The 21,142-nt window shown below is 56.7% G+C and carries 22 protein-coding genes and 1 tRNA gene; 8 read left to right on the top strand and 15 right to left on the bottom strand.

Annotated elements, in window-relative coordinates:
- Nucleotides 1–53: 53 nt before the first annotated feature.
- Entirely contained in the window at nucleotides 54–569 is a 516-nt protein-coding gene (locus tag ACR0BI_RS15865) for an SRPBCC family protein (protein WP_170423597.1), read from the bottom strand.
- Nucleotides 570–724: 155 nt separating this feature from the next.
- Between ACR0BI_RS15865 and ACR0BI_RS15860 the strand changes: the two genes are divergently transcribed.
- Nucleotides 725–1,819: a CaiB/BaiF CoA transferase family protein gene (locus ACR0BI_RS15860; RefSeq protein WP_170818556.1), complete on the top strand. Its 1,095-nt coding sequence runs from the start codon at nucleotides 725–727 to the stop codon at nucleotides 1,817–1,819.
- 58 nt (nucleotides 1,820–1,877) lie between these two features.
- On the opposite strand, the gene hemE is transcribed toward ACR0BI_RS15860, so the two are convergent.
- Nucleotides 1,878–2,912 carry a uroporphyrinogen decarboxylase gene (hemE, locus tag ACR0BI_RS15855; protein WP_170566156.1) on the bottom strand — a complete coding sequence of 345 codons (1,035 nt, stop codon included), beginning with the start codon at nucleotides 2,910–2,912 and terminating at the stop codon, nucleotides 1,878–1,880.
- A gap of 107 nt (nucleotides 2,913–3,019) precedes the next feature.
- Between hemE and hemC the strand changes: the two genes are divergently transcribed.
- Nucleotides 3,020–3,976 (top strand): hydroxymethylbilane synthase, encoded by a 957-nt coding sequence (gene hemC, locus ACR0BI_RS15850; RefSeq protein WP_480562781.1) that lies wholly within the window; start codon nucleotides 3,020–3,022, stop codon nucleotides 3,974–3,976.
- 220 nt (nucleotides 3,977–4,196) lie between these two features.
- Here hemC and ACR0BI_RS15845 read toward each other — a convergent pair whose 3' ends face one another.
- Nucleotides 4,197–6,458, bottom strand: a complete 2,262-nt coding sequence (locus ACR0BI_RS15845) for a CHASE2 domain-containing protein (RefSeq protein ID WP_480562780.1) — start codon at nucleotides 6,456–6,458, stop codon at nucleotides 4,197–4,199.
- Nucleotides 6,459–6,479: 21 nt separating this feature from the next.
- Nucleotides 6,480–7,406, bottom strand: coding sequence for a FecR family protein (locus ACR0BI_RS15840; RefSeq protein ID WP_480878868.1), 927 nt, complete (start codon nucleotides 7,404–7,406; stop codon nucleotides 6,480–6,482).
- Between the two features lie 334 nt (nucleotides 7,407–7,740).
- Here ACR0BI_RS15840 and ACR0BI_RS15835 point away from each other — a divergent pair.
- A tRNA-Ser gene (locus tag ACR0BI_RS15835) sits at nucleotides 7,741–7,830 on the top strand.
- A gap of 331 nt (nucleotides 7,831–8,161) precedes the next feature.
- Here ACR0BI_RS15835 and rplT read toward each other — a convergent pair.
- From rplT to pyk, 5 genes are all read right to left on the bottom strand, one after another.
- Complete coding sequence (rplT, locus tag ACR0BI_RS15830) at nucleotides 8,162–8,527, bottom strand: 50S ribosomal protein L20 (RefSeq protein WP_008756009.1); 366 nt, start codon at nucleotides 8,525–8,527, stop codon at nucleotides 8,162–8,164.
- Nucleotides 8,528–8,541: 14 nt separating this feature from the next.
- Nucleotides 8,542–8,742 carry a 50S ribosomal protein L35 gene (gene rpmI, locus ACR0BI_RS15825; RefSeq protein WP_010443552.1) on the bottom strand — a complete coding sequence of 67 codons (201 nt, stop codon included), beginning with the start codon at nucleotides 8,740–8,742 and terminating at the stop codon, nucleotides 8,542–8,544.
- 182 nt (nucleotides 8,743–8,924) lie between these two features.
- Nucleotides 8,925–10,475: an alanine/glycine:cation symporter family protein gene (locus ACR0BI_RS15820; RefSeq protein ID WP_170597221.1), complete on the bottom strand. Its 1,551-nt coding sequence runs from the start codon at nucleotides 10,473–10,475 to the stop codon at nucleotides 8,925–8,927.
- Nucleotides 10,476–10,489: 14 nt separating this feature from the next.
- A complete protein-coding gene (locus tag ACR0BI_RS15815) occupies nucleotides 10,490–10,927 on the bottom strand; it encodes a universal stress protein (protein WP_170395586.1) in 438 nt (145 codons plus the stop codon).
- Nucleotides 10,928–11,170: 243 nt separating this feature from the next.
- Nucleotides 11,171–12,616 carry a pyruvate kinase gene (gene pyk / locus ACR0BI_RS15810; RefSeq protein WP_223117497.1) on the bottom strand — a complete coding sequence of 482 codons (1,446 nt, stop codon included), beginning with the start codon at nucleotides 12,614–12,616 and terminating at the stop codon, nucleotides 11,171–11,173.
- Between the two features lie 118 nt (nucleotides 12,617–12,734).
- On the opposite strand from pyk, the gene ACR0BI_RS15805 reads away from it, so the two are divergent.
- From ACR0BI_RS15805 to ACR0BI_RS15795, 3 genes are all read left to right on the top strand, one after another.
- Nucleotides 12,735–13,472, top strand: a complete 738-nt coding sequence (locus ACR0BI_RS15805) for an N-formylglutamate amidohydrolase (RefSeq protein WP_480562778.1) — start codon at nucleotides 12,735–12,737, stop codon at nucleotides 13,470–13,472.
- Between the two features lie 87 nt (nucleotides 13,473–13,559).
- Nucleotides 13,560–13,799, top strand: a complete 240-nt coding sequence (locus tag ACR0BI_RS15800) for a DUF6868 family protein (protein WP_480562777.1) — start codon at nucleotides 13,560–13,562, stop codon at nucleotides 13,797–13,799.
- Between the two features lie 114 nt (nucleotides 13,800–13,913).
- Nucleotides 13,914–14,228 (top strand): DUF1244 domain-containing protein, encoded by a 315-nt coding sequence (locus ACR0BI_RS15795; protein ID WP_170395578.1) that lies wholly within the window; start codon nucleotides 13,914–13,916, stop codon nucleotides 14,226–14,228.
- 45 nt (nucleotides 14,229–14,273) lie between these two features.
- Here the strand turns inward: ACR0BI_RS15795 and ACR0BI_RS15790 are convergent, their stop codons facing one another.
- The 3 genes from ACR0BI_RS15790 to dgcN all read right to left on the bottom strand — a co-directional run bounded on the left by ACR0BI_RS15790 (nucleotide 14,274) and on the right by dgcN (nucleotide 17,180).
- Nucleotides 14,274–15,134, bottom strand: coding sequence for a D-amino-acid transaminase (locus tag ACR0BI_RS15790; RefSeq protein ID WP_170395576.1), 861 nt, complete (start codon nucleotides 15,132–15,134; stop codon nucleotides 14,274–14,276).
- A gap of 10 nt (nucleotides 15,135–15,144) precedes the next feature.
- A complete protein-coding gene (gene dgcA / locus ACR0BI_RS15785; protein ID WP_480562776.1) occupies nucleotides 15,145–16,110 on the bottom strand; it encodes an N-acetyl-D-Glu racemase DgcA in 966 nt (321 codons plus the stop codon).
- A 68-nt stretch (nucleotides 16,111–16,178) separates the two neighbouring features.
- Complete coding sequence (dgcN, locus tag ACR0BI_RS15780; RefSeq protein ID WP_480562774.1) at nucleotides 16,179–17,180, bottom strand: N-acetyltransferase DgcN; 1,002 nt, start codon at nucleotides 17,178–17,180, stop codon at nucleotides 16,179–16,181.
- A gap of 295 nt (nucleotides 17,181–17,475) precedes the next feature.
- Between dgcN and ACR0BI_RS15775 the strand changes: the two genes are divergently transcribed.
- Nucleotides 17,476–18,438 carry an L-malyl-CoA/beta-methylmalyl-CoA lyase gene (locus ACR0BI_RS15775; RefSeq protein WP_170626223.1) on the top strand — a complete coding sequence of 321 codons (963 nt, stop codon included), beginning with the start codon at nucleotides 17,476–17,478 and terminating at the stop codon, nucleotides 18,436–18,438.
- 39 nt (nucleotides 18,439–18,477) lie between these two features.
- On the opposite strand, the gene ACR0BI_RS15770 is transcribed toward ACR0BI_RS15775, so the two are convergent.
- Both ACR0BI_RS15770 and ACR0BI_RS15765 read right to left on the bottom strand, forming a co-directional pair.
- A complete protein-coding gene (locus ACR0BI_RS15770; protein WP_170395568.1) occupies nucleotides 18,478–19,056 on the bottom strand; it encodes a PA14 domain-containing protein in 579 nt (192 codons plus the stop codon).
- A 118-nt stretch (nucleotides 19,057–19,174) separates the two neighbouring features.
- Nucleotides 19,175–19,627, bottom strand: coding sequence for an Lrp/AsnC family transcriptional regulator (locus ACR0BI_RS15765; RefSeq protein ID WP_170802307.1), 453 nt, complete (start codon nucleotides 19,625–19,627; stop codon nucleotides 19,175–19,177).
- A 72-nt stretch (nucleotides 19,628–19,699) separates the two neighbouring features.
- On the opposite strand from ACR0BI_RS15765, the gene ACR0BI_RS15760 reads away from it, so the two are divergent.
- Nucleotides 19,700–20,296, top strand: a complete 597-nt coding sequence (locus tag ACR0BI_RS15760; RefSeq protein WP_170663985.1) for a LysE family translocator — start codon at nucleotides 19,700–19,702, stop codon at nucleotides 20,294–20,296.
- Nucleotide 20,297: 1 nt separating this feature from the next.
- On the opposite strand, the gene ACR0BI_RS15755 is transcribed toward ACR0BI_RS15760, so the two are convergent.
- Nucleotides 20,298–21,131, bottom strand: a complete 834-nt coding sequence (locus ACR0BI_RS15755; protein WP_480562772.1) for an AraC family transcriptional regulator — start codon at nucleotides 21,129–21,131, stop codon at nucleotides 20,298–20,300.
- Nucleotides 21,132–21,142: the final 11 nt, after the last annotated feature.

Here is a 21,142-nt window from a genome sequence, read left to right as displayed (position 1 = left end):
ACCATCGTCGAACAGTCCAATTCCGCACAGTGCCATGCGCGTGTGCGCAGGGTTCAGTCTCGTCCCGTCAGGCGACCTAGCCAGCCTGACTTGGTCTCTTCTTCGGCAGCGTCTTCTTGCGGTGGCGGACCTTCGAAATATTCTTGAAGATTGGCGAAAAACTGATCGGCCATCTTCTTGGCAAACCCATCAATCAGGCGGCTGCCCAGCTGAGCCAGTTTGCCACCCACCTTAGCCTCGACCTCGTAGGTCAGAAGGGTGCCACCAGCCTCGCTGGGCGCGAAGGTTACATCTGCGCTTCCCTTGGCAAAGCCTGCGGCGCCCCCCTTGCCCTCACCAGCGATGGTCAGGCGTTCAGGCTCAACCATGTCGGACATGGTCACAGTGCCTTTGAAAGTCGCCTTCACAGGGCCAACCTTTTGCACCACGGTCGCATTATACCCCTCGGTTGGATCGCCGGTAATCTCCTGCGCGCCGCTGATGCAGGCTTTCAATACTTCAGGGTCCAGCAACGCAGCGTAAACGGCGGCAGGCGGCGCCTGAATTTCACGGGTATCGCTTAACTGCATCTCTCAACCTCTTTTTAATCCTACGGCAGACCACAAAGACCTAGCCCTGAAACATCGATGCAGGCAACCAGTTTGCTCACACCAAGGCACTGGATCGGGATTCTTCGCTTGCATTCGCTCCGCCCAACAGAAACCCTGCGCCGCAGGAGGAAGACATGCTGCACGGCATACGCATCATCGAAATCGAAGGGCTGGGCCCAGCCCCCTTCGCGGCCATGCTGCTGGCGGATATGGGCGCCGATATCATCACCATCCATCGCAAAGGGTCCGCCGTCACTCCGGGTATGCCTGAACGTTCGCTGCTGGATCGCGGCAAACGATCAATTGCACTGGACCTCAAAGACCCGCAGGATCTTAGCGTTGCAAAACGGCTGATCGCAACGGCTGATGCGCTGATCGAGGGTTTTCGCCCCGGCGTGATGGAAAAGCTGGGGCTGGGGCCGGAAGACTGTCATCACCTGAACCCAAAGCTGGTCTATGGCCGAATGACAGGCTGGGGGCAGCATAGCCCACTTTCTGAGACAGCGGGCCATGATCTCAACTATATTGCCCTTTCAGGGGCTTTATCCTACGCGTCGCCGCCCGGCCAACCGCCTTTGACGCCCGCAACACTAGTCGGGGATATCGGCGGTGGTGCGATGTATCTGGTTGCAGGTCTGCTCGCCGGGCTTCTGAATGCCCGGAGCACAGGCAAAGGCACGGTGGTGGACGCCGCCATCTACGATGGCTCGGCACACATGATGAATTTGCTGATGAGCCTGCGCCAAACCGGCAACCTGTCCGACACCCGGGGTCAAAGCCTGCTTGACGGACCGCATTGGAGCCGAACCTACGCCTGCGCAGATGGCGGCTTCATCTCAGTTCAATGTCTGGAGCCAAAATTCTATGCTCACTTCCTGGACATCCTCGGGCTCAGCGATGACGCGGAATTCGCTCAGCAATATAACCATGCGACGTGGCCCAACCTGACGAAGCGGTTGAGCAAAATCTTTGCCGAGAAGCCGCGCGACGAATGGGCGGCGCTGTTTCAAGGCACGGACGCCTGCGTTGCGCCGGTCCTAAGTCCACAAGAAGCACGGGATCACCCTATGAATTCGGCTCGCCAAACATGGATCGACCACGACGAAACACGTCAAGCCGCAGCCGCTCCTAGATTCTCAACCTACAACTGGCAACCGCGGCCCAGCCCCAAACGCGGAGAGCATACAAATGAGATTTTGAACGAACTTCCTCCCGCTTCATCTGGCTAAAAATACCTCGGGGGTGAATTGGCCGCAGGCCAAGAGGGGGCTGCCCCCCTCGCCAGGCTTACCGCCCGCGCACCGTATCGATCATCAATTGAACGTTCTCAGGGTCCGCATCTGGCGTAATACCATGACCCAAATTGAAGATATGCGGTCCTTTTGAGAAGGCTTCGACAATCCGCCGCGTCTCATCGACAAGCGCTTGCCCGCCTGTCACCATATGCGATGAAGCCAAATTGCCCTGCACACACCCATCGACTTGCACATTCGCAGCAGCCCATTCGGGCGACACAGAATTGTCCAGCGCGACACAATCCACACCGGTGGCCTTGGCGAAACCGATGTAACCCTGATCCGCTTCGCGTGGGAAACCTATCACGGGAATGCCCGGATGGCGGGCTTTTATGGCGGCAGTAATCACGCGACAGTGTTCTACGGCGTAATTCTGAAACGCTTCGCCCTTCAATGATCCCCCCCAACTATCAAATATTTTGACAACCTCGGCCCCTGCCTCGATTTGGGCAGACAGGTATTCAATTGTCGCGGCCGTGATCCGATCCAACAGCGCCTCGAACAGCGCAGTGTTTTCTTCGCGCAGCGCATGGGCTGGCCCCTGATCCGGGGTGCCCCGTCCGGCGATCATGTAGGTCGCTACTGTCCAGGGCGCGCCAGCAAAGCCAATCAAAGTAGTCTCAGAAGGAAGCTCGCGAGAAAGGATGCGCACGGTTTCATACACCGGAGAAAGCGTCTCATGAATTGCATCAACGGGCTTCAGCGCATCAAACTCCGACTGCCGTGTAATTGTCGAAAGGCGAGGACCTTCACCGGTGACAAACCACAAATCCGCACCCAGCGCCTGCGGCACAAGCAGGATATCAGCAAACAGGATCGCGGCATCAAAGCCGTAGCGGCGAATAGGCTGAAGGGTGACTTCGGCGGCAAGCTCGGGGTTATAGCAAAGAGACAGGAAATCTCCGGCCTGTGCGCGCGTTGCACGATATTCAGGCAAATACCTCCCAGCCTGTCGCATCATCCAGATCGGCGGCACATCCTGCACTTCCCCCGCCAGCGCCCGTAGCAATTTCTTTGTCTCGGCCATTCGTGCCCCCAGTGTTCCGGTTTGGTGCAACGCGTCGGCCCTCAGTGGCAATTTGTCAAGCTCTGCCCCCATTGTCAGGGCAATGTGACGCGACTAAAGCTGTGCGCATGAGTCTTACATTGCCTACCCCCGCATCGCCTCTGAAAATCGGCACCCGTGGATCACCGCTGGCGCTGGCGCAGGCCTATGAAACCCGTCAGAGACTTGGCGCCGCTTTCGACCTGCCTGAGGACGCGTTTGAGATCGTGGTAATCAAGACCACCGGCGACAACCGCGCGATGATCGATGCGGACCGACCGCTGAAAGAGATTGGCAACAAGGGTCTGTTCACCAAGGAAATCGAAGAGGCGATGCTGAAGGGCGAGATTGATGTCGCCGTGCATTCGACCAAGGACATGCCGGTCGAACAGCCTGATGGGCTGGTGCTGGATACTTTTCTGCCGCGTGAAGACGTGCGCGATGCCTTTATCTCTCCGACGCTGAGTTCGATTCACGACTTGCCAGAGGGCGCAGTTGTCGGGACTTCATCGTTGCGCCGCCGGGCGCAGTTGCTGAATCGGCGGCCCGATCTGAAAGTGGTCGAGTTTCGCGGCAATGTGCAGACTCGCCTGAAGAAGCTGGCAGATGGCGTGGCCGATTGTACCTTCCTGGCCATGGCCGGATTGCGCCGCTTGGATATGAAAGACGTCCCCGCGACTGCTATATCGCCTGATGACATGCTACCTGCCATTGCGCAGGGCACCATCGGCATTGAACGGCGCAGCGACGATAGCCGCACCGCCGAGATGCTGGCGGCGATTCATCATGTTGAAACAAGCCAACGCCTTGCGGCTGAACGCAGCCTGCTGGCCGGGCTGGATGGCTCATGCGAAACACCGATCGCCGGTCTGGCACAAGTCCAAGATGGCCAACTGCATCTGCGTGGAGAAGTTCTGCGCCCGGACGGTTCCGAGGCGATCAGCGAAGAGGCCACCGGGGCGCTCGAAGACGGCGCAAAACTGGGTCAGACAATGGCCGCCTCTCTGTTGAAACAGGCCGGACCAGGGTTTTTCGACTGGCGCTAAGAAAAAATTTAAACAATTTCAGGGTAATGTGAACTTCTTCACTGTCTACCCTGCCGAATTCGTTAAATATAGGGACAGAAGGTCGATCTCGAATATATCGAAAGTTTTAGCCCGTGTTGTTTTAGATGGTATTCGAGGGGGCGAGATTGATACTTCCGGCGGGGCGCAGTTGATTTTCAACAGCGCCCCGTTCTCTTTTCCAAAGCATATGGCGAAGTACTTACTCTGCACCTTCGCGCAGACCATGATGATGACTAAACACCGGCCGCGCATGAAGCACCTCTGATCGGAAATCCGCCATGCGCCCCGGTAGCGCGCGATAGAATGATGCCAAACCTGGCTCAACCGCCATCGCATGCTTGGCACATTCCTTGCACAATCCAGCGACTACGGTCTGTGACTCCCGTGCGCATATCGCCTCTAGTAGACCTATGTGTGCGGTCTGCAGCTTTTGAAACGATGCACTGCCTGCAACTTCCCGATCTCCGACCAGTACATAAACAGGCTCTGGCTCGCTTTTACCTTTCAAATCCACGAAGCCCGCCTCTAGCAGCGCAAGATCAGAATTGGTGACACGGCGAATAGAGTCTGAGACTAGAATATCATAATCCACATGTCGGCAGTTTTGTTCGATCCGCGCTGCCACATTCACCACATCTCCGATTACTGTGTAATTGAACCGGCGCCGCGAGCCGATATTGCCGACGCAGGCGGCTCCGGTTGCGCAGCCTGTCGCCAGTGCGATGGGAGGACGCCCGCGCATGATGGGCAAAGTGTTGAACTTATCTAGCGCGCCGCGCATCTTCAGCGCGGCCAAGGCAGCGCGGCACGGGTGGTCATCCACGGGCAGCGGTGCATTCCAAAAAGCCATAACCGCATCGCCGATGAACTTGTCGATCGTTCCACGCTCGACCAGAATCTGATCCCCGATCTCTGAGAACAGCGCATTCAGCAGGGCCACCAGATCGGTGGCTGATACAGACTCGGACAATGGCGTGAAGCCCCGAATGTCCGAAAACATCACCGTGATCTCCTGAGATTCACCTCCCAATTGCAGTTGATGCCCATTGGCCTCCATCTCATCGAGGATTTCCGGTGCGACATAATGCGAGAAAGTCTGGCGGATCACCCGCTTCTCCCGCTCGGTCGAAACAAAGAGGTACCCGGCCAGAAGCCCGAAATTGGCCATACCTCCGGCCAAAGGGAAGGTCGCATCAAACAGAACCGACTGGTTCTGGAACGCCAACCAACTGATGGCAATTACGGCCGATGCGGCAACACCGCCTGCAGCAAAAGAAGCGACCGCTCCATAGTTGGACATGACCACTGTGACAACGACGCCCAGGATCACGAACGCCAACAACTCAAGCGCTGAGGTAACATCCGATCTGCTCAGCACATCGCCAAGGATGATCTGTTCGATAATCTGGGCGTGGATCGAAACACCGGGGACAGATTCACCCAGAGCCGTTTCGCGCATATCGAACAGGCCCGCCGCAGAGGTGCCGACCAGAATGATCCGTCCTTCTATCTCTGACTGAAGCGTTGGATCACTACCGCTGCGCATGACATCATCGGCCGACAGATAGAGGCCAGGATTGTCCCGCCTGTAACGCACCCAGATCTCGCCATTCTCGGTGGTCGGCAGCACAAAATCACCCAGACCAACCTCAAGCATGATGCCGATCTCGTCCTGCGATCCTTCGGCAAAATAAACGGATTCGCCCATGGCCACCCGCAGGGCTTCAACCCCAAGCGCAGGTAATACACCGTTGGGCCCGGACCAAAGCACAGGGACCCGTCGCACCACACCCAAACTTCCTTGGGGCGAAACATTAACACCCCCGATCCCGGCCGCTTCTTCCCCCAATGGCGGCGCCAGAGAGGTCCAGTGGGCAACGCTGACAAGGCCAGCTGCGGGGTTCTCTCCGATTTCAACTAACCCCGCCTTCGGTACAATGGCCGAACCGCTATCGGTTTGCCGGGCCGCCACACCCAGAACCACTGGCCATTTCGCAACTTCGTCCCCAAATCTGACGTCATTGTCCAGATCGATCGCAGCCTGATCCACCTGCAATAGTCCGGACAAGGTCGGGTCTTGCAACAGTCGCATCGGAGAGTATCGGTCGGGCTCGGCAAACAGCATATCAAAGGCAATCGCAGCGGCACCGTATTCGCCCAATCGTTCGACCATCTGACCCAACAGGGTACGAGGCCAAGGCCATTGGCCCCATTCTGCCAGAGACCTTTCATCAATATCCACCACGCGGACCGGCAGATCCGGGTTGTAGGCCCGTGGTGAAATCCGCTGCAGGATATCGAAGTAAATCAATCTGGACATTTGAACCGGATACGGATCCGCGACCCTAATGAAGCAGCCCATCAGGATCAGCGCCAAGCCTACAAGCCTGAATACTAATCGATGCCCAATTTTGTCTCTTATCTTACCCACCACGTTCACCTTCCAGGCGCAGGGGAACATGAAAATATATGTAACCTGATGCTACCAACCAGCTATCGCTGAAGCGTTACCTGCCGTCGCCGTTGACCTGACACCCGATCCACCGCTATCTCCACTGGATGCGTTTACGGATGTTCTCGTTTCACCCGAGGCGCTTACACCTGCGTGCGCTGATGTCCCGGAACGCCCTTCGGCGCTGGCTGAGGCCCGGTCTGGCGCTTCGGATCGCCCGCTTTCGCGGGCCGCCGACACCTCAGAACGACCTTGTTCCGTTTGCCGCCGTGCTTCGCGCCGCTCTGGCCTTTCAGATTCAATCTTTGGGGCCTGAGCCTGTCTGCCCGAACACCCTTCGGCACTCACCCGAAACGGTGGCAGCAGTTGCGTTTGCGAGCGTATGAAGGGGAAACCACCTTTTAGCGCTTTGTCATACTGCTCCTGATCTATCGGGCGCCCCACCTGACCGCCCGAACCGGTCGCAAAGAGACTGCACTGTCGGCTTGCCGACCGGCACGACCCGCGTCGGCCGCACATCTGAACGGTGCCCTCGATAACCAGCATCGCGCTTTGGCTGCCGGATGTAATCCACATGTCAAATGTCGTTCCCCGCACGGCCATGGTGGCATCGGGCGTTTTGATCGAATAAGCGCGCTTTCTGCTTTTGCCCGAAATGAAACGGAAACTGCCGCCCAGCGCCTGCACGGTGAAGTTTTTTGCCTTCCGATTGCCTCGCAGCATCGAGACATCCAGGATCATTCGCGCGTTCGGACCAACCGCGATCTTGGTTTCATCTACGAACACCAATTGAACCACCCCTGATCTGTCGGTCGAAATAGTATCGCCTGAAACAACATCCATCCCTTCACGCAAGCGTATCTTTTTACCGGCCCGGATAATATCCGCGCCCGGTTTAGCACTGAGCACTTTTCCGATTGATGCGATGGCCGACGCAGGCAGCGTCGCTAGAACCAAGAAAACACAAAACAATTTCAACCAGGCCAAACCCAAGTCCCCTTCCCCCAAAAGGTACCTACCAGAGTGCCAAACACCCCACGCCCGATATCTGTCGCCTCAGAAAGCTAAATCTGAATAGTTATTAGAGCCTTAAAACTAGACAAATATGCGCCAGAACAGGTGGAGTTGGCAAGGTTTTGCATGTTTTTCAGCATTTCGGGGGTTTCGCACCCCTGCTTCCGGTAGCCCCAGCGCTCCTTCTTGTGGGTTTGATCATCGGTATTCAGAAAAATTTTCCAGACATAGAAAATCGCCTTGTATCTGGATGACAGGCAAGGATATACCGGCCAGCGGAGACGTGGCCGAGTGGTCGAAGGCGCTCCCCTGCTAAGGGAGTAGGCGGGAAACCGTCTCGAGGGTTCGAATCCCTTCGTCTCCGCCACCCATACCGGGCATCACCTGCGATGCCTGCCATGGTCTGAACGATCTCATAAAATCATCCCACTGAATTCACGGCATTTCACGGGCGTTGCACACTACCATTTCTCAAGGCGGATTGGATCGCTCGCATCAACCATTGCACCCTGATGCCGGAGCTTGGTGCGTTGTCTGCAGTACAATTCAGCCCAGGATGTTGGAGGCGGTGAGATATCTATCTTCGTCGCCCTAGAAAGCTCAATTTGGCAAACTGGCGCAATCGACACCCGTTACGGATTCAAAAAAAGGCCGTCCCAACTGGGACGGCCTTTCATTCACTGTCTCTCGAAAGAGGTTCAGGCAGCCAGCGCGGCCTGTGCTTTGGCGACGATCGCGCCGAACGCTTCCGGTTCGTGCACAGCCAAGTCGGCCAGAACTTTGCGGTCCACTTCGATACCGGCCAGGTTCAGGCCGTTAATGAAGCGGGAATATGTCAGTGCCTCGTCATGCGAACGGACAGCGGCGTTGATACGCTGGATCCACAGCGCGCGGAAGTTGCGCTTGCGGTTCTTGCGGTCGCGGGTTGCGTACTGGTTGGCCTTGTCTACGGCCTGACGGGCAACCTTGAAGGTGCTCTTGCGGCGGCCATAGTAACCTTTGGCAGCCTTGATGACCTTCTTGTGACGGGCGTGAGTTACGGTTCCACCTTTAACGCGGGACATCTCTTAATCTCCTCTTAGCGGTCGTAGGGCATGTAGCCCTTGACGATCTTGGCGTCGGGGGCGGACAGGGTGGTGTTGCCACGGGCGTCGCGGATGAATTTCTTGGTCCGCTTGATCATACCGTGCCGTTTGCCGGCCTGGCCAGCAAGGACCTTACCGGTCGCAGTCACCTTAAAGCGCTTTTTGGCGCTCGACTTTGTCTTCATCTTAGGCATTTCCGTCTCCTTTCGGGGTTCGGTTTCAAACGCGACTCGGCATGCCATCTCGGCCGGTCACGCGATCAGAAGCGCCGTTTACGCAAGTTCGGTCATACTGGCAAGGGGGTTTGGGCCAGAATCTGCGCTTTTTGCAGGCTGGCTAGGCACCGGGGCGACGCGCGCCGCCCCGGTGGTTTGGATTAATGTTCGAATTTGCGGATTTCACCGCTCTTCAAACGCTCTGCATAAGATGCCAGTTCCTGACGTACCACTTTCATCAGGAAGTAGAGCGCGAAGACGTTCACAACCGCCATGGCAAAGATCGCCGCATCCGAGAAGTCGATAACGGGGCCAAGGTTGGCCGCTGCACCGATGACTACGAAGATGCAGAAAATGACCTTGAACACCAGCTCTTTGGTCTGGCCTTCACCGAACAGATAAGTCCAGGCCTTGAGGCCGTAGTAGGACCAGCTGATCATGGTCGAGAAGGCAAACAGGACCACGGCGATCGCCAGCACGTATGGGAACCAACTGAACGCGCTGCCGAAGGCGGCAGAGGTCAGGCTAACGCCCGAGTTGCCATCAACGGTTGCAATCGCGTTGCCCGCCTCGTTCAGCATATAGTTTCCGGTCTCCGGATCGACGATCAGCTGCTGGGTGATGATGATCACCAACGCGGTCATGGTACAGATTACGACCGTATCAATGAACGGCTCCAGCAGAGACACAAAGCCCTCGGTGATCGGTTCTTTGGTGCGAACCGCCGAGTGGGCAATCGCCGCAGAACCAACGCCCGCTTCGTTCGAGAACGCCGCACGCCGGAAGCCCTGGATCAATGCGCCGACCATACCGCCAGCAACACCAAGACCGGTGAAGGCTCCCGCGAAGATTTGGCCAAAGGCCCAACCGATCTGATCCGCGTTCATCAGAATGATCACCAGAGCCGCGGCCACATACATCACGCCCATGAAAGGAACGACTTTCTCAGTCACGCGCGCGATGGATTTCAGGCCGCCCACGATCACTGCAAAGACGATGCCTGCAAAGACCAGGCCAGTGATCCAGCCCGGGTAATCTCCGACGATGCCTGCGATCTGCTGATGCGCCTGATTGGCCTGGAACATATTGCCCCCACCAAGCGCGCCAAGGATGCAGAAGATCGAGAACAGAACGGCCAGAATTTTACCGCCCGGCAGGCCCAGTTCGTTGAACCCTTTCGACATATAATACATTGGACCACCAGAAACGGTGCCGTCATCATATTCGTTGCGGTACTTTACACCCAGCGTACATTCGGTGAATTTCGACGCCATGCCCAACAGGCCTGCGACAATCATCCAAAAAGTTGCACCTGGCCCGCCGATACCGACGGCGACCGCAACACCGGCAATATTACCGAGGCCAACTGTACCGGACAGCGCCGTTGCCAGCGCCTGAAAGTGGCTAACTTCACCCGCATCATTGGGATCAGAATAGTCACCTTTCACAAGGCTGATCGCATGACCGAAGAAACGCAATTGTACAAAGGCAAAATAAAGCGTGAAGACGGTCGCGGCGATGACCAGCCAACCCACGATCCAAGGGAACCCGGTGCCCGGAAACGGGGCAAAAATAAAGCTGACGAAAGGCCCGGTGAAATCAGCAAAGGCCTGGTTGATTTTATCGTCCAACCCGACCGCCTCCTGTGCGGCAGTGGGGCTCGCAACCAGAGCGGCAAGTGCTGCCAGACTCAGTTTGTTCTGAATATTCATCATAATCTCTCCCCTCAGTTCACGACCGTAACCGGAACATCGGCGTGCATGACAAGGTTCTGGGTCGAACTGCCAAACAGGCGTTTTTTAAACCCATCTGCCGAGGCCCGACCCACAACGATCTGGGAGCCACCGTTTTCAACCGTGATTGCATTCAGCGTTTCCGCCACATCTCCGTGACGGACGATGCCGCGCGCCTCGAATCCTGCAGCCTTCAACGCTTCGACCGCTGGCTCGATGATCCGTGACGTAGCTAACGCAACCTCTTCTTCGCGCCGTTTGTGGCGCAGGGCGTTCTCTTCTGGTGTCTGGAATGTGAAAGGAGACCATTCGATGACGTAAACCGCCAGAAGCTCGCATGAACCGATACGCCCGGCCAAGTCTTTGGCAAAGGCGATCGCGCGTTCTCCGGTTTCTGTCCCGTCCAGTCCTATGACAATTTTCGTTGTCATGCCGTTCCTCCGTTATTGTTGCTTTGGCCGGGGCCCTCGCCCCCGGCAGGGCAGCCGGAACCTGGAACTTGCTTGAGTAGACCGCCCTAAGGGCAAGTATCCCGAAAAAACACGCAAAAACAGAGAGATTATTGCTGGATACAACCCTCAAACTTCTAAGGCACTGTAAATAAATATTATTATACGCCCAAATATTAGGCATGCGCTTTGTATCAAACTGAAATTAGTAGTGGTGATCCGGGCTTAGCCCGGATCAGTGTTGTAGATCAGCCGTTCATCACAAGGGGCTATACGTAAGATGTTGGTAGTGCCAGGAACATTGAAAGGGACGCCGGCGGTGACCACAATCTGATCAGTCTCAGCGGCGAAACCACCCGATCGGGCGGCGCGAGCGGCGCTGACGACCGCGCCTTTGAACCGCTCCTGTTCAGGGGTTAAGACGCAATGACAGCCCCAGCTCAGGCATAGCCTGCGAGCGGTGCCGGTGGCGGGAGTCATCGCGATGATAGGCACACCGGGACGCTCGCGGGCAGTAAGCAATGCGGTGGTCCCGCTTTGGGTGAAGCAGCAGATGGCTTTGATGTCGGTTTTTTCTGCGATCTCACGCGCTGCTGCCACGATCCCGTCCGCGATGGTTGTGCCTTTGGCAGTGCGTGAGGCGGCAATAATCTGTGTATAAGTCGGGTCAGCTTCAACTTCGATGGCAACTTTGTTCATCGTCTGAACCGCCTCGATGGGATAAGAACCCGCAGCCGATTCTGCACTGAGCATGATCGCATCGGTGCCTTCGTAGATGGCGGTGGCCACGTCCGAAACCTCGGCCCTTGTGGGCATCGGGCTTTCGATCATGCTTTCCAGCATCTGGGTTGCGACAATCACGGGCTTCGCGGCTGTACGGCATTTACGCACCAGACGTTTCTGGATCGGGGGGACTGCCGAAACAGGCAGTTCAACGCCCAGATCACCCCGTGCGACCATGATCCCGTCCGAAGCGTCAAGGATATCGTCAAATGCTTCGACCGCGGCAGGTTTTTCGATCTTCGACAGGATCGATGCACGGCCATCCGCCAGAGCCCGCGCTTCGAACACATCCTTGGCACGCTGAACAAAGCTCAGCGCCAGCCAGTCGACGCCCAGTTGGCAGACAAATTCCAGATCGTCGCGATCCTTGGCGGACAGCGCAGCCAACGGCAGAACCACATCAGGCACGTTTACGCCCTTGCGGTTCGAAATCGTGCCGCCGACTTCGACTCTGCAATGTGCAAAATCTTGTCCGCAATCCTGCACGATAAGACGAATCTTTCCGTCATTGACCAGCAGGCGTGCACCCGGTTCCAAAGCGGCAAAAATTTCGGGATGTGGCAGGCAGACCCGGGTGATATCCCCGGCTGCCGGATCAAGATCCAGACGGAATGCGGCGCCCTCCTCCAGTTCTTCCGCATCATTTGCAAACACGCCAACGCGCAGCTTTGGCCCCTGCAGATCGGCCAGAATCGCGATCGGGCTTTCCAGATCCTTTTCGATCTGCCGGATTATACGGTGCCTCTCGCGAATCTCATCGTGGCTGCCATGGCTCATGTTCAGCCGGAATACATCGGCCCCGGCCTCATGCAGCGCACGGATGGTATCATAGTCATTGGACGCCGGTCCCAGCGTCGCCACGATTTTCACATTTCTCAGGCGTCGCATTGATCAGGCTCTCCTCAAACGCGTAGATGTTACCGCAAACATTGCTCAGGCTGCTTATTGCGCAATTCCCTTTCCAACGCAACTGTCCTACACCTGCGGCAAACAAGATGACAGGCTCATGACATACTCTCCGTTTTTTGTTCACGGCGCGGATCGCCCATCGCGTTGGCTGATTACTTGCGACCACGCCACCAACATGGTGCCGCCCGATATCAACGGCGGAGACCTGGGCCTGCCGCGCGAAGATATGGAACGCCATATCGCTTATGACGTGGGCGCCTACGAGGTCTCAAAGCATCTGGGTGAGGTCCTGAACGCCCCCGTAATCGCAGCCAACTTCTCGCGCCTCGTAATTGACCCCAACCGGGGCGAGGACGATCCGACGCTGCTGATGAAGCTCTATGACGGTTCGATCATCCCCGGTAACCGACACGCAGATGCGACCGAGCGTGAGCGTCGTCTAAATTTGTGTTACCGGCCCTATCACGATGCGCTGGCACAGCTTGCGGCCCTGCCGCATGCGGTCATCATCTCGATGCATTCCTTTACGCGCCAGCTCCGTGGCCGCGATCCTCGGCCGTGGCACATCGGCGTCTTGCACACACCGGATGAGCGGTTCTCGCGCCCGCTGATCAACCGGTTGAACGCCGAGGATGATCTGTGCGTTGGGGTAAATGAACCCTATACAGGTGTGCTACCCGGCGATGCGATCGACAAGCATTGCAGCAGTTTCGGCCGTCCTAATGCACTGATCGAGCTGCGTAATGATCTGATTGCGGATCATGACGGGCAACGCAGCTGGGCCGAACGATTGGCCGTTATTCTGCAGGATGCACTGAACGATAGCGGACTATGACGTAAGGTCACTTCATGCCGCTTCCGATCCTCGAAATATTGTGAGCCAATATACTGACACCCATATATTAAGGGAAAGGAGACGACCATGACTCAGGAATTCCTGACAACTGTCTTCGGCTGGATGACCGCCCTTAACATCGCTGTTTTGTTGTTCAGCACACTTATGATCCTCATCATGCAGGACTGGATTGCAGGCGTGCATGGCAGAATGTTCCAAATGGAGCGGGCCGACGTAAAGAGGGCCTATTTCAGATATCTTGCGAACTACAAAATCCTGACAATCATTTTTTGCCTTGTGCCGTGGCTGGCCCTCAAACTGACATAAAGCATCCAAACCTGACGTTCCAAGGGGCCTTAGGGCCTCTACTGTTCGTTGTAACATCGCCCACGGATTGCTAGGTCAGGTCCAGAACGCAAGACAATCATTCGGAGCCCGACAATGGACAAGCAAACCGAAATCGAACTTCAGGCCGCAGCGTTTCGCCGTTTGCAGCAGCATCTGATGCAGGATCGCACCGACGTACAGAACATCGATATGATGAATCTGACCGGGTTCTGCCGCAATTGCCTGTCGCGCTGGTATCAGGAAGCCGCCAATGCCAAGGGCATCGACATGGACAAAAACGAAGCGCGCGAGATTTTCTATGGCATGACCATGGATGAGTGGAAGGCCAACTACCAGACCGAAGCGAACGCCGAGAAACAAGCCGCCTTCAAGGTCGCGTTTGAAGAGAACGTCACGAAAAAAGGCTGACGCCCCGAAAACGAAAAATGCCCGCCATACTGGCGGGCATTTGGTTTAGATTGCAGCCTTTCGGCTTTCGTCCAGATAGATCTCGCGAAGGCGTTTGGCAATCGGGCCCGGCGTGCCATCACCCAGTGCCACGCCATCAATCTCAACAACCGGCATGACAAAGGCGCTGGCCGAAGTGGTGAAGGCCTCATCCGCCTCTTTCGCCTCGTCGATGGTGAACAGGCGCTCCTCAATCTCCATCTGCGCCTCGGCTGCCATGCGCAGAACCGCCTTGCGGGTGATGCCGTGCAGAATGTCGTTGGACAGCGGGCGGGTGACGATCTTGCCGTTCTTGACGAAATAGGCGTTGTTGCTGGTGCCTTCGGTGACATAGCCGTCTTCAACCAACCAGGCATCGTCACAGCCAGCCGCTTTCGCCATCATCTTGCCCATGGACGGATACAGCAACTGTACGGTTTTGATATCGCGTCGGCCCCATCGGATGTCGTCGATCGAAATAACCTTGGCCCCTTTCTTCGACGCGGGGCTGTCGGCCAGACCTGGCTTATTCTGCGTGAACAGAACAAGCGTAGGCTTGGTATCCGCTGACGGAAACACAAAATCCCGGTCGCCGTCACTGCCGCGCGAAACCTGTAGATAGATCAGACCTTCTTCGATGTCGTTCAGCTCGACCAGTTTGCGATGGATTTCCAGAAGTTCTTCTTTGCTGCAGGGTTCAGCCATCTGTAACTCGTCCAGCGAGCGTTTCAGCCGCACCGCGTGGCCTTCGAAATCGACCAGCTTACCATCCAGCACACTGGTTACTTCATAGACGGCGTCTGCAAACAAGAAACCCCGATCAAAGATCGAGACGCTTGCCTCGGTTTCAGGCAGGTATTCGCCATTCACATAAACGGTGCGGGTCATGTTCTTCTCCTCAGCCCCAAAGTGCCGCTTTGGGCGGATGCACTCCGGCGTCATCAAAAATCAGGGGTGTGTCGCGGTCTTCTGCCAACAAAAGCGGTCCGTCAAGGTCCGTCACCATCGCGCCCTGCGCCACCAGCGTTGCAGGTGCCATGGCCAGCGAACTTCCAACCATGCATCCGACCATGATGCCATAGCCCTCGGCCAGCGCGGCCTTGCGCAGCTCCAGCGCCTCGGTCAGACCGCCGGTCTTGTCGAGTTTGATGTTCACCACATCATATTTGCCTTTTAGCGCAGGCAAGCTGGCCCGATCGTGACAGGATTCGTCGGCACATACCGGCACCGGACGATCCATGCCGATCAGTGCATCATCCTCACCGGCTGGCAGAGGTTGTTCAACCAGAGCAACGCCCAGTCGCACAAGATGCGGCGCAAGATCGGCGTACACTTCAGCAGACCAACCCTCATTGGCGTCGATAATGATTTTGGACTCCGGCGCACCAGCCCGCACGGCCTCAAGCCGGGGCATGTCGTCCGGTGTACCAAGTTTGATCTTCAACAAGGGTCGGAACGCATTTTCTGCCGCCTGTGCCTGCATTGCCTCGGGAGTGTCCAGGGAAAGAGTATAGGCCGTAACTTCAGGCCCCGGTGCGGCAAGTTCCGCCAGCTCCCACGCCCGTTTGCCGGAGCGTTTCGCCTCAAGGTCCCAAAGCGCGCAATCCACTGCATTCCGAGCCGCGCCGGCAGGCAGCAGATCCATCAGGGAATAGCGAGAGAATAAGTCGGGCAGGCCGGCAATCTCGGCCTCGACTGAATCCAGCGTTTCGTCATAGCGCGCATAGGGCACGCACTCGCCCCAACCATGATGCACACCATCCGAGATCCGAACCGTCAGGACCTTTGCCTCAGTCCGTGAGCCGCGCGAGATAGTGAATACCTGCGCCAGCCGAAATACATCGCGGGAAACGTCAATCTGCACGCGTTCAACCTTTCATCGAAAGTGATGTCTGTTGCCGACAGCAAGGGGCGATCGGCAACCTGCTTAGATCACAGTGCGGCCAGCGCATCCACCAGTTTACCGGCACCAAACCGGTAAGGATCGGTTGCTGGGATACCCATCTCGGTCTCAACCTTGGCGATGTATGCGTGTGCGTCGTCTTCGCTCAGATGCTGGGTGTTGATCGACACGCCCGCAACCTGGCATTCCGGGTTAGCAACACGCGCCAGCGGCAGCGCTGTGTCGCGCAACTGCTCCAGCGTCGGCAGCGAATACTCAGGCAATCCTCGCATATGGGTCCGGGTCGGCTCGTGGCACAGGATCAGCGCGTCGGGCTGACCGCCATGAATCAGCGCCATGGTCACGCCAGAATAGGACACATGGAACAACGAGCCCTGCCCTTCGATGTGATCCCAGTGATCCGGATCGTTGTCCGGTGTCAAATACTCAACGGATCCCGCCATGAAATCGGCGATAACCGCATCCAGCGGGACGCCTTGACCCGTGACCAGAATTCCGGTCTGACCGGTGGCCCGGAAGGTGGATTTCATGCCGCGATTGCGCATTTCAGCGTCCATGGACATCGCAGTGTACATCTTGCCGGCAGAGCAGTCGGTTCCAACGGCCAGGCACCGCTTACCGGTACGCTTGCGGCCGTTTGCGATGGGATATCCTACGGTCGGTACGCGGACGTCGTGCAGTGTGCAGCCGTGAGTCTGCGCCGCAGCAACCAGATCGCCTTCGTCGCGCAGCAGGTTGTGCAGGCCCGACGCCAGATCATAACCCATTTCCAACGCTGCGATCAGGACCTCTTTCCAGGCCTCACTGATGACCCCACCCCGGTTGGCAACACCAATGACAAGAGTCTTGGCACCAGCAGCTTTACCTTCGGCAAGTGTCATTTCGGTAAGACCCAAATCAGTCTTGCAACCATCCAGCCTTATTTGACCCACTGCATTCTCAGGACGCCAGTCCCGGATACCAATGGCCACTTTGGCCGCCAACAAGTCGGGCGCATCGCCCAAAAACAACAGGTACGGTGTCTCGATCATTGCGGTGCACTCCTTTGATTCTGGCTTAAGCTAGAGAACCGTTTTGACGAGGGTTTCTCAAATTCTTCTTGCCTGCCCGCCCACAGCGGGAAGTTTTTGCGCATTTGGGCATTCTTACACAAGATTGTTCGAAGTTTTTAAACTGATCAAACTTTAAGCACCCCATTTTGCTAGTATCTTCAATCATGCTGCATTCGCATTGCCGCATATGCACAATCACGCTTGCGCAGCATTGCGCAATTTAATATCCCATGACCAACCCTAAACGCAATTTCCTTACTCTCATGAGGTCCAAATGAGCTTCCGCATCCAACCTGCCGCTCCGGCCCGGCCCAATCGCTGCCAACTGTTTGGCCCGGGCTCGAACACCAAGCTATTTCCCAAGATGGCAGCATCAGCTGCAGACGTCATTAATCTGGATCTAGAAGATTCGGTGGCTCCTTCCGACAAGGATACCGCTCGCGCTAACGTAATCGAGGCGCTGAACACAGTTGATTGGGGCAATAAATACATGTCGGTTCGGATCAATGGGCTGGATACACCCTATTGGTACCGTGACGTGGTTGATGTGCTGGAACAGGCAGGCGACCGTCTGGATCAGATCATGATCCCCAAGGTAGGCTGCGCGGCCGATGTCTATGCCGTGGACGCGCTGGTCACCGCGATCGAGCGTGCCAAGGGCCGAACCAAGCCAATTTCATTCGAAGTGATCATCGAATCCGCCGCCGGACTGGCGCATGTCGAAGAAATCGCAGCCTCATCCCCGCGCCTGCAGGCCATGAGCCTTGGCGCCGCAGATTTTGCAGCCTCAATGGGCATGCAGACAACCGGCATCGGGGGTACGCAGGAAAACTACTATATGCTGCGCGAGGGTGAGAAGCACTGGTCCGATCCGTGGCACTGGGCGCAGGCCGCAATTGTCGCCGCCTGCAGGACTCATGGCGTGCTGCCTGTCGACGGCCCGTTTGGCGATTTCTCCGACGATGAGGGCTATATCGCGCAGGCCAAACGGTCTGCCACGCTGGGGATGGTCGGCAAATGGGCCATCCACCCCAAGCAAATCGCATTGGCCAATCAGGTCTTCACACCGTCGAATGAAGCAGTGTCCGAAGCGCGCGAAATCCTGGCCGCCATGGAACAAGCAAAAGCCAACGGCGAAGGCGCGACGGTCTACAAAGGGCGTTTGGTCGATATCGCTTCGATCAAACAAGCCGAGGTTATTGTGGCGCAGGCGGAATTAATCGCGGCGGGTAACTAAGAAAAAAGGGCGCTCAGCTGAGCGCCCCAATCGATCTGATCAGCGTCCAAATACATTGTTTGGTGTCCATGTGAAACGCTCACCCTTCTTTCCTGATTTCATCATCAGGCACGAGGTACCGTATTTCTGAAAATACTTGATTTTGATTGGATACCAACCCGCCTGCGGCACCTCGACCTCGGTGCGTTGGTTGGCTTCGCAGCCCTGACGGCCGTTGACATAGCCGATCTGCTGACCGCCGACCCAGGCGTCAATCCCATCGTTCGACCAGGTTTCAAGCTCGTAAACTCCGGGTGAATCAAACCGGATATATCCGCTGATTTCCGCGGCAACATTGAACGCCTGATTGTAGGTCAGGACAGGATCACCTTCGTTCGTGTCTCTGTAGTCCAAACCTCTGAGGGGCTGACCCGGCTTTGCCTTTTTCAGCAGATGATTGACCTTCGAGAGGTTCTGGATTTTGCGAGGCGGGTTACCTTCCCAACTGTATTTTACGTTCAAGCCGGCTTTCGGGCTGGGCTGAGGGCTAGCTGGCTGTAACTTCAAAGGTGCTGCTGTCGCAGCGCCGGCAAACATTGCCAAGGCAGCCACCAGCGCTCCGGTGCGGAAAAATGTCATGGTCTACTCCCTGAATTTGCGCCTGCTTCGGGGTTAATCCCTGCCGACGATCCTGTTGAGATGACACTAGGCGCTGAACTTTGACCTCGCAAGATGGTTAAAAATCACTTTTTGATGGTCACGCACGCGTATCCTTAGGCGATCCCATCACAACATATGAGGTGATCGAGGTCACATGCGGCAGTGTACCCAGCACCTCGGTGTGGAAGGTTTTGTAGGAGGGCAAATCGGCACATTCGACCCGTAGCAGGTATTCGATCGTGCCGGTGATATTGTGACATTCCACCACTTCGGGCGCTTGTTGCAAGGCCCTTTCGAACCCTTCCTGCGCCGCTTTTGTGTGCTCGCCCAGACCCACACCGATGTACGCCACAAAACCCACGCCCAGCGCCGCCGGGTTCAGAACCGCTCGGTAGCCGGAAATGACCCCTGCCCGCTCAAGCTCCTGCACCCGGCGCAAGCAAGCGGATGGGGACAGGCCCACGCGATCCGCGAGATCGAGATTGCTGACGCGGCCATCGCGCGAAAGTTCGTGCAATATTTGTTGGTTGATCTGATCAATCTTCGCCATTTATTGCGACATTATCCTAAGAACGCACGAATACGCAATTTCATTTGCCGGGTTCAGCGAGAAAATGCAGCCATGACCTACGATATCCTGATGGCCCTGATCGCGTTTGCTTTTGTCTCGTCAATCACTCCAGGCCCTAACAACCTTATGCTGATGGCATCGGGTGCGAATTTCGGCTTTCGCCGGACAATCCCGCATATGCTGGGCATTGGTTTGGGCTTTACCTTTATGGTGCTTCTGGTGGGGGCGGGTCTGGTTCAGATCTTTGACCGGTATCCGATCAGTCATACCGTGTTAAAAGTACTGTCGGTTCTGTATCTGCTGTATCTGGCCTGGAAAATCGCCCACGCAGCGCCCGCCAAAGGTGCCGATGCTGCAGGCACCCCGATGACGTTCCTGCAGGCTGCAGCGTTCCAATGGGTGAACCCAAAAGCCTGGGCGATGGCGTTGACCGCGACAGCCGCCTATGCGCCCGACCAAACGATCAACGCGATTCTGCTGGTCGCGCTTGTGTTCGGAGCCATCAACCTGCCCTCGGTCAGCACCTGGACGGTTCTTGGACAGCAAATGGCGCGAATCCTGACGAACCCGCACCGATTGCTGGTTTTCAACTGGACGATGGCGGCCCTGCTTGTGGCCTCGCTCTATCCGGTGCTGTGGCCGAATTAGGTTACCTGAGCGGCAGGCAAATTTCGGTCAACAGATCCTCGGGGGCCGTTTCTCGTGGATCGTTGAGATAGATCTCATAACACGGATGGTCCGCAGGTTCTTCGCCAGACTCGGGCAACCAATTGCCAAATAATGCCTGATACGCGCCGTGAAGGCCGGAATAAGGGCCCTTGAAGGTCAGCACCGCTGTTTTGCCACCCGGAATTTCAAGGTCTTCCATCCCCTCGGGCGTATCATCACCGCAGAATTCAGCACCTGCAAAACTGCGCAATTCATCCTCGGGCACATCGTCCGGACTGTCGAGATACAGCCCGATCATCGGGCCGACTTGCGGCCACAGTTTGCGGGATTCGCACAGGGCACCAAAGGCCTCAAAGCTGCGGCCAATCTCGGCATACGCCCATTTATGTGGCAGCGCTATGACTCGGCGGGACGGTTCGGTTCGGGTTGTTACGGGATGCATCGGATATCCTCCGGTTTTGAACACTGGATGGGCCGGCAGTATTTGCCCCGCACGTCGAAACGCGGTGGGGCTGCTGCCGTAGGCCTCGGAAAAGGCCCGTGCAAAGGATTTTTGGTTCGGATAGCCAATGTCGGTCGCGATCCGCGTAACCGGTCTGTCTGTTTGCACCAGCCAGCAGGCGGCACGGTGCAGGCGTATCCGACGGGTGGCCTGCGCGCAGGTCTCGCCAGTAATGGCGCGAAACACGCAATGCCAGTGAAACCGCGACATGGCTGCGACCTCGGCCAAAGCATCCAGCGACAGATCCCCAGCGGGGTGATCGTGGATGTAAGCCAACACGCGCAACACGCGATCTTCGTAGCTGGCGGCCATCAGTATCCTTC

This window comes from Ruegeria sp. E5 (assembly GCF_056534105.1).
The sequence above is the reverse complement of the archived record's forward strand: the minus strand, read 5'-3'. Positions and strand labels throughout refer to the sequence as shown.

Excerpts from the sequence above, each read along its gene's own strand:
- ACR0BI_RS15865 (WP_170423597.1), bottom strand. The coding sequence starts at position 569 with ATGCAGTTAAGCGATACCCGTGAAATTCAGGCGCCGCCTGCCGCCGTT.
- ACR0BI_RS15860 (WP_170818556.1), top strand. The coding sequence starts at position 725 with ATGCTGCACGGCATACGCATCATCGAAATCGAAGGGCTGGGCCCAGCC.
- hemE (WP_170566156.1), bottom strand. The coding sequence starts at position 2,912 with ATGGCCGAGACAAAGAAATTGCTACGGGCGCTGGCGGGGGAAGTGCAG.
- hemC (WP_480562781.1), top strand. The coding sequence starts at position 3,020 with ATGAGTCTTACATTGCCTACCCCCGCATCGCCTCTGAAAATCGGCACC.
- ACR0BI_RS15845 (WP_480562780.1), bottom strand. The coding sequence starts at position 6,458 with ATGTTCCCCTGCGCCTGGAAGGTGAACGTGGTGGGTAAGATAAGAGAC.
- rplT (WP_008756009.1), bottom strand. The coding sequence starts at position 8,527 with ATGTCCCGCGTTAAAGGTGGAACCGTAACTCACGCCCGTCACAAGAAG.
- rpmI (WP_010443552.1), bottom strand. The coding sequence starts at position 8,742 with ATGCCTAAGATGAAGACAAAGTCGAGCGCCAAAAAGCGCTTTAAGGTG.
- ACR0BI_RS15820 (WP_170597221.1), bottom strand. The coding sequence starts at position 10,475 with ATGAATATTCAGAACAAACTGAGTCTGGCAGCACTTGCCGCTCTGGTT.
- ACR0BI_RS15815 (WP_170395586.1), bottom strand. The coding sequence starts at position 10,927 with ATGACAACGAAAATTGTCATAGGACTGGACGGGACAGAAACCGGAGAA.
- pyk (WP_223117497.1), bottom strand. The coding sequence starts at position 12,616 with ATGCGACGCCTGAGAAATGTGAAAATCGTGGCGACGCTGGGACCGGCG.
- ACR0BI_RS15805 (WP_480562778.1), top strand. The coding sequence starts at position 12,735 with ATGACATACTCTCCGTTTTTTGTTCACGGCGCGGATCGCCCATCGCGT.
- ACR0BI_RS15800 (WP_480562777.1), top strand. The coding sequence starts at position 13,560 with ATGACTCAGGAATTCCTGACAACTGTCTTCGGCTGGATGACCGCCCTT.
- ACR0BI_RS15795 (WP_170395578.1), top strand. The coding sequence starts at position 13,914 with ATGGACAAGCAAACCGAAATCGAACTTCAGGCCGCAGCGTTTCGCCGT.
- ACR0BI_RS15790 (WP_170395576.1), bottom strand. The coding sequence starts at position 15,134 with ATGACCCGCACCGTTTATGTGAATGGCGAATACCTGCCTGAAACCGAG.
- dgcN (WP_480562774.1), bottom strand. The coding sequence starts at position 17,180 with ATGATCGAGACACCGTACCTGTTGTTTTTGGGCGATGCGCCCGACTTG.
- ACR0BI_RS15775 (WP_170626223.1), top strand. The coding sequence starts at position 17,476 with ATGAGCTTCCGCATCCAACCTGCCGCTCCGGCCCGGCCCAATCGCTGC.
- ACR0BI_RS15770 (WP_170395568.1), bottom strand. The coding sequence starts at position 19,056 with ATGACATTTTTCCGCACCGGAGCGCTGGTGGCTGCCTTGGCAATGTTT.
- ACR0BI_RS15765 (WP_170802307.1), bottom strand. The coding sequence starts at position 19,627 with ATGGCGAAGATTGATCAGATCAACCAACAAATATTGCACGAACTTTCG.
- ACR0BI_RS15760 (WP_170663985.1), top strand. The coding sequence starts at position 19,700 with ATGACCTACGATATCCTGATGGCCCTGATCGCGTTTGCTTTTGTCTCG.
- ACR0BI_RS15755 (WP_480562772.1), bottom strand. The coding sequence starts at position 21,131 with ATGGCCGCCAGCTACGAAGATCGCGTGTTGCGCGTGTTGGCTTACATC.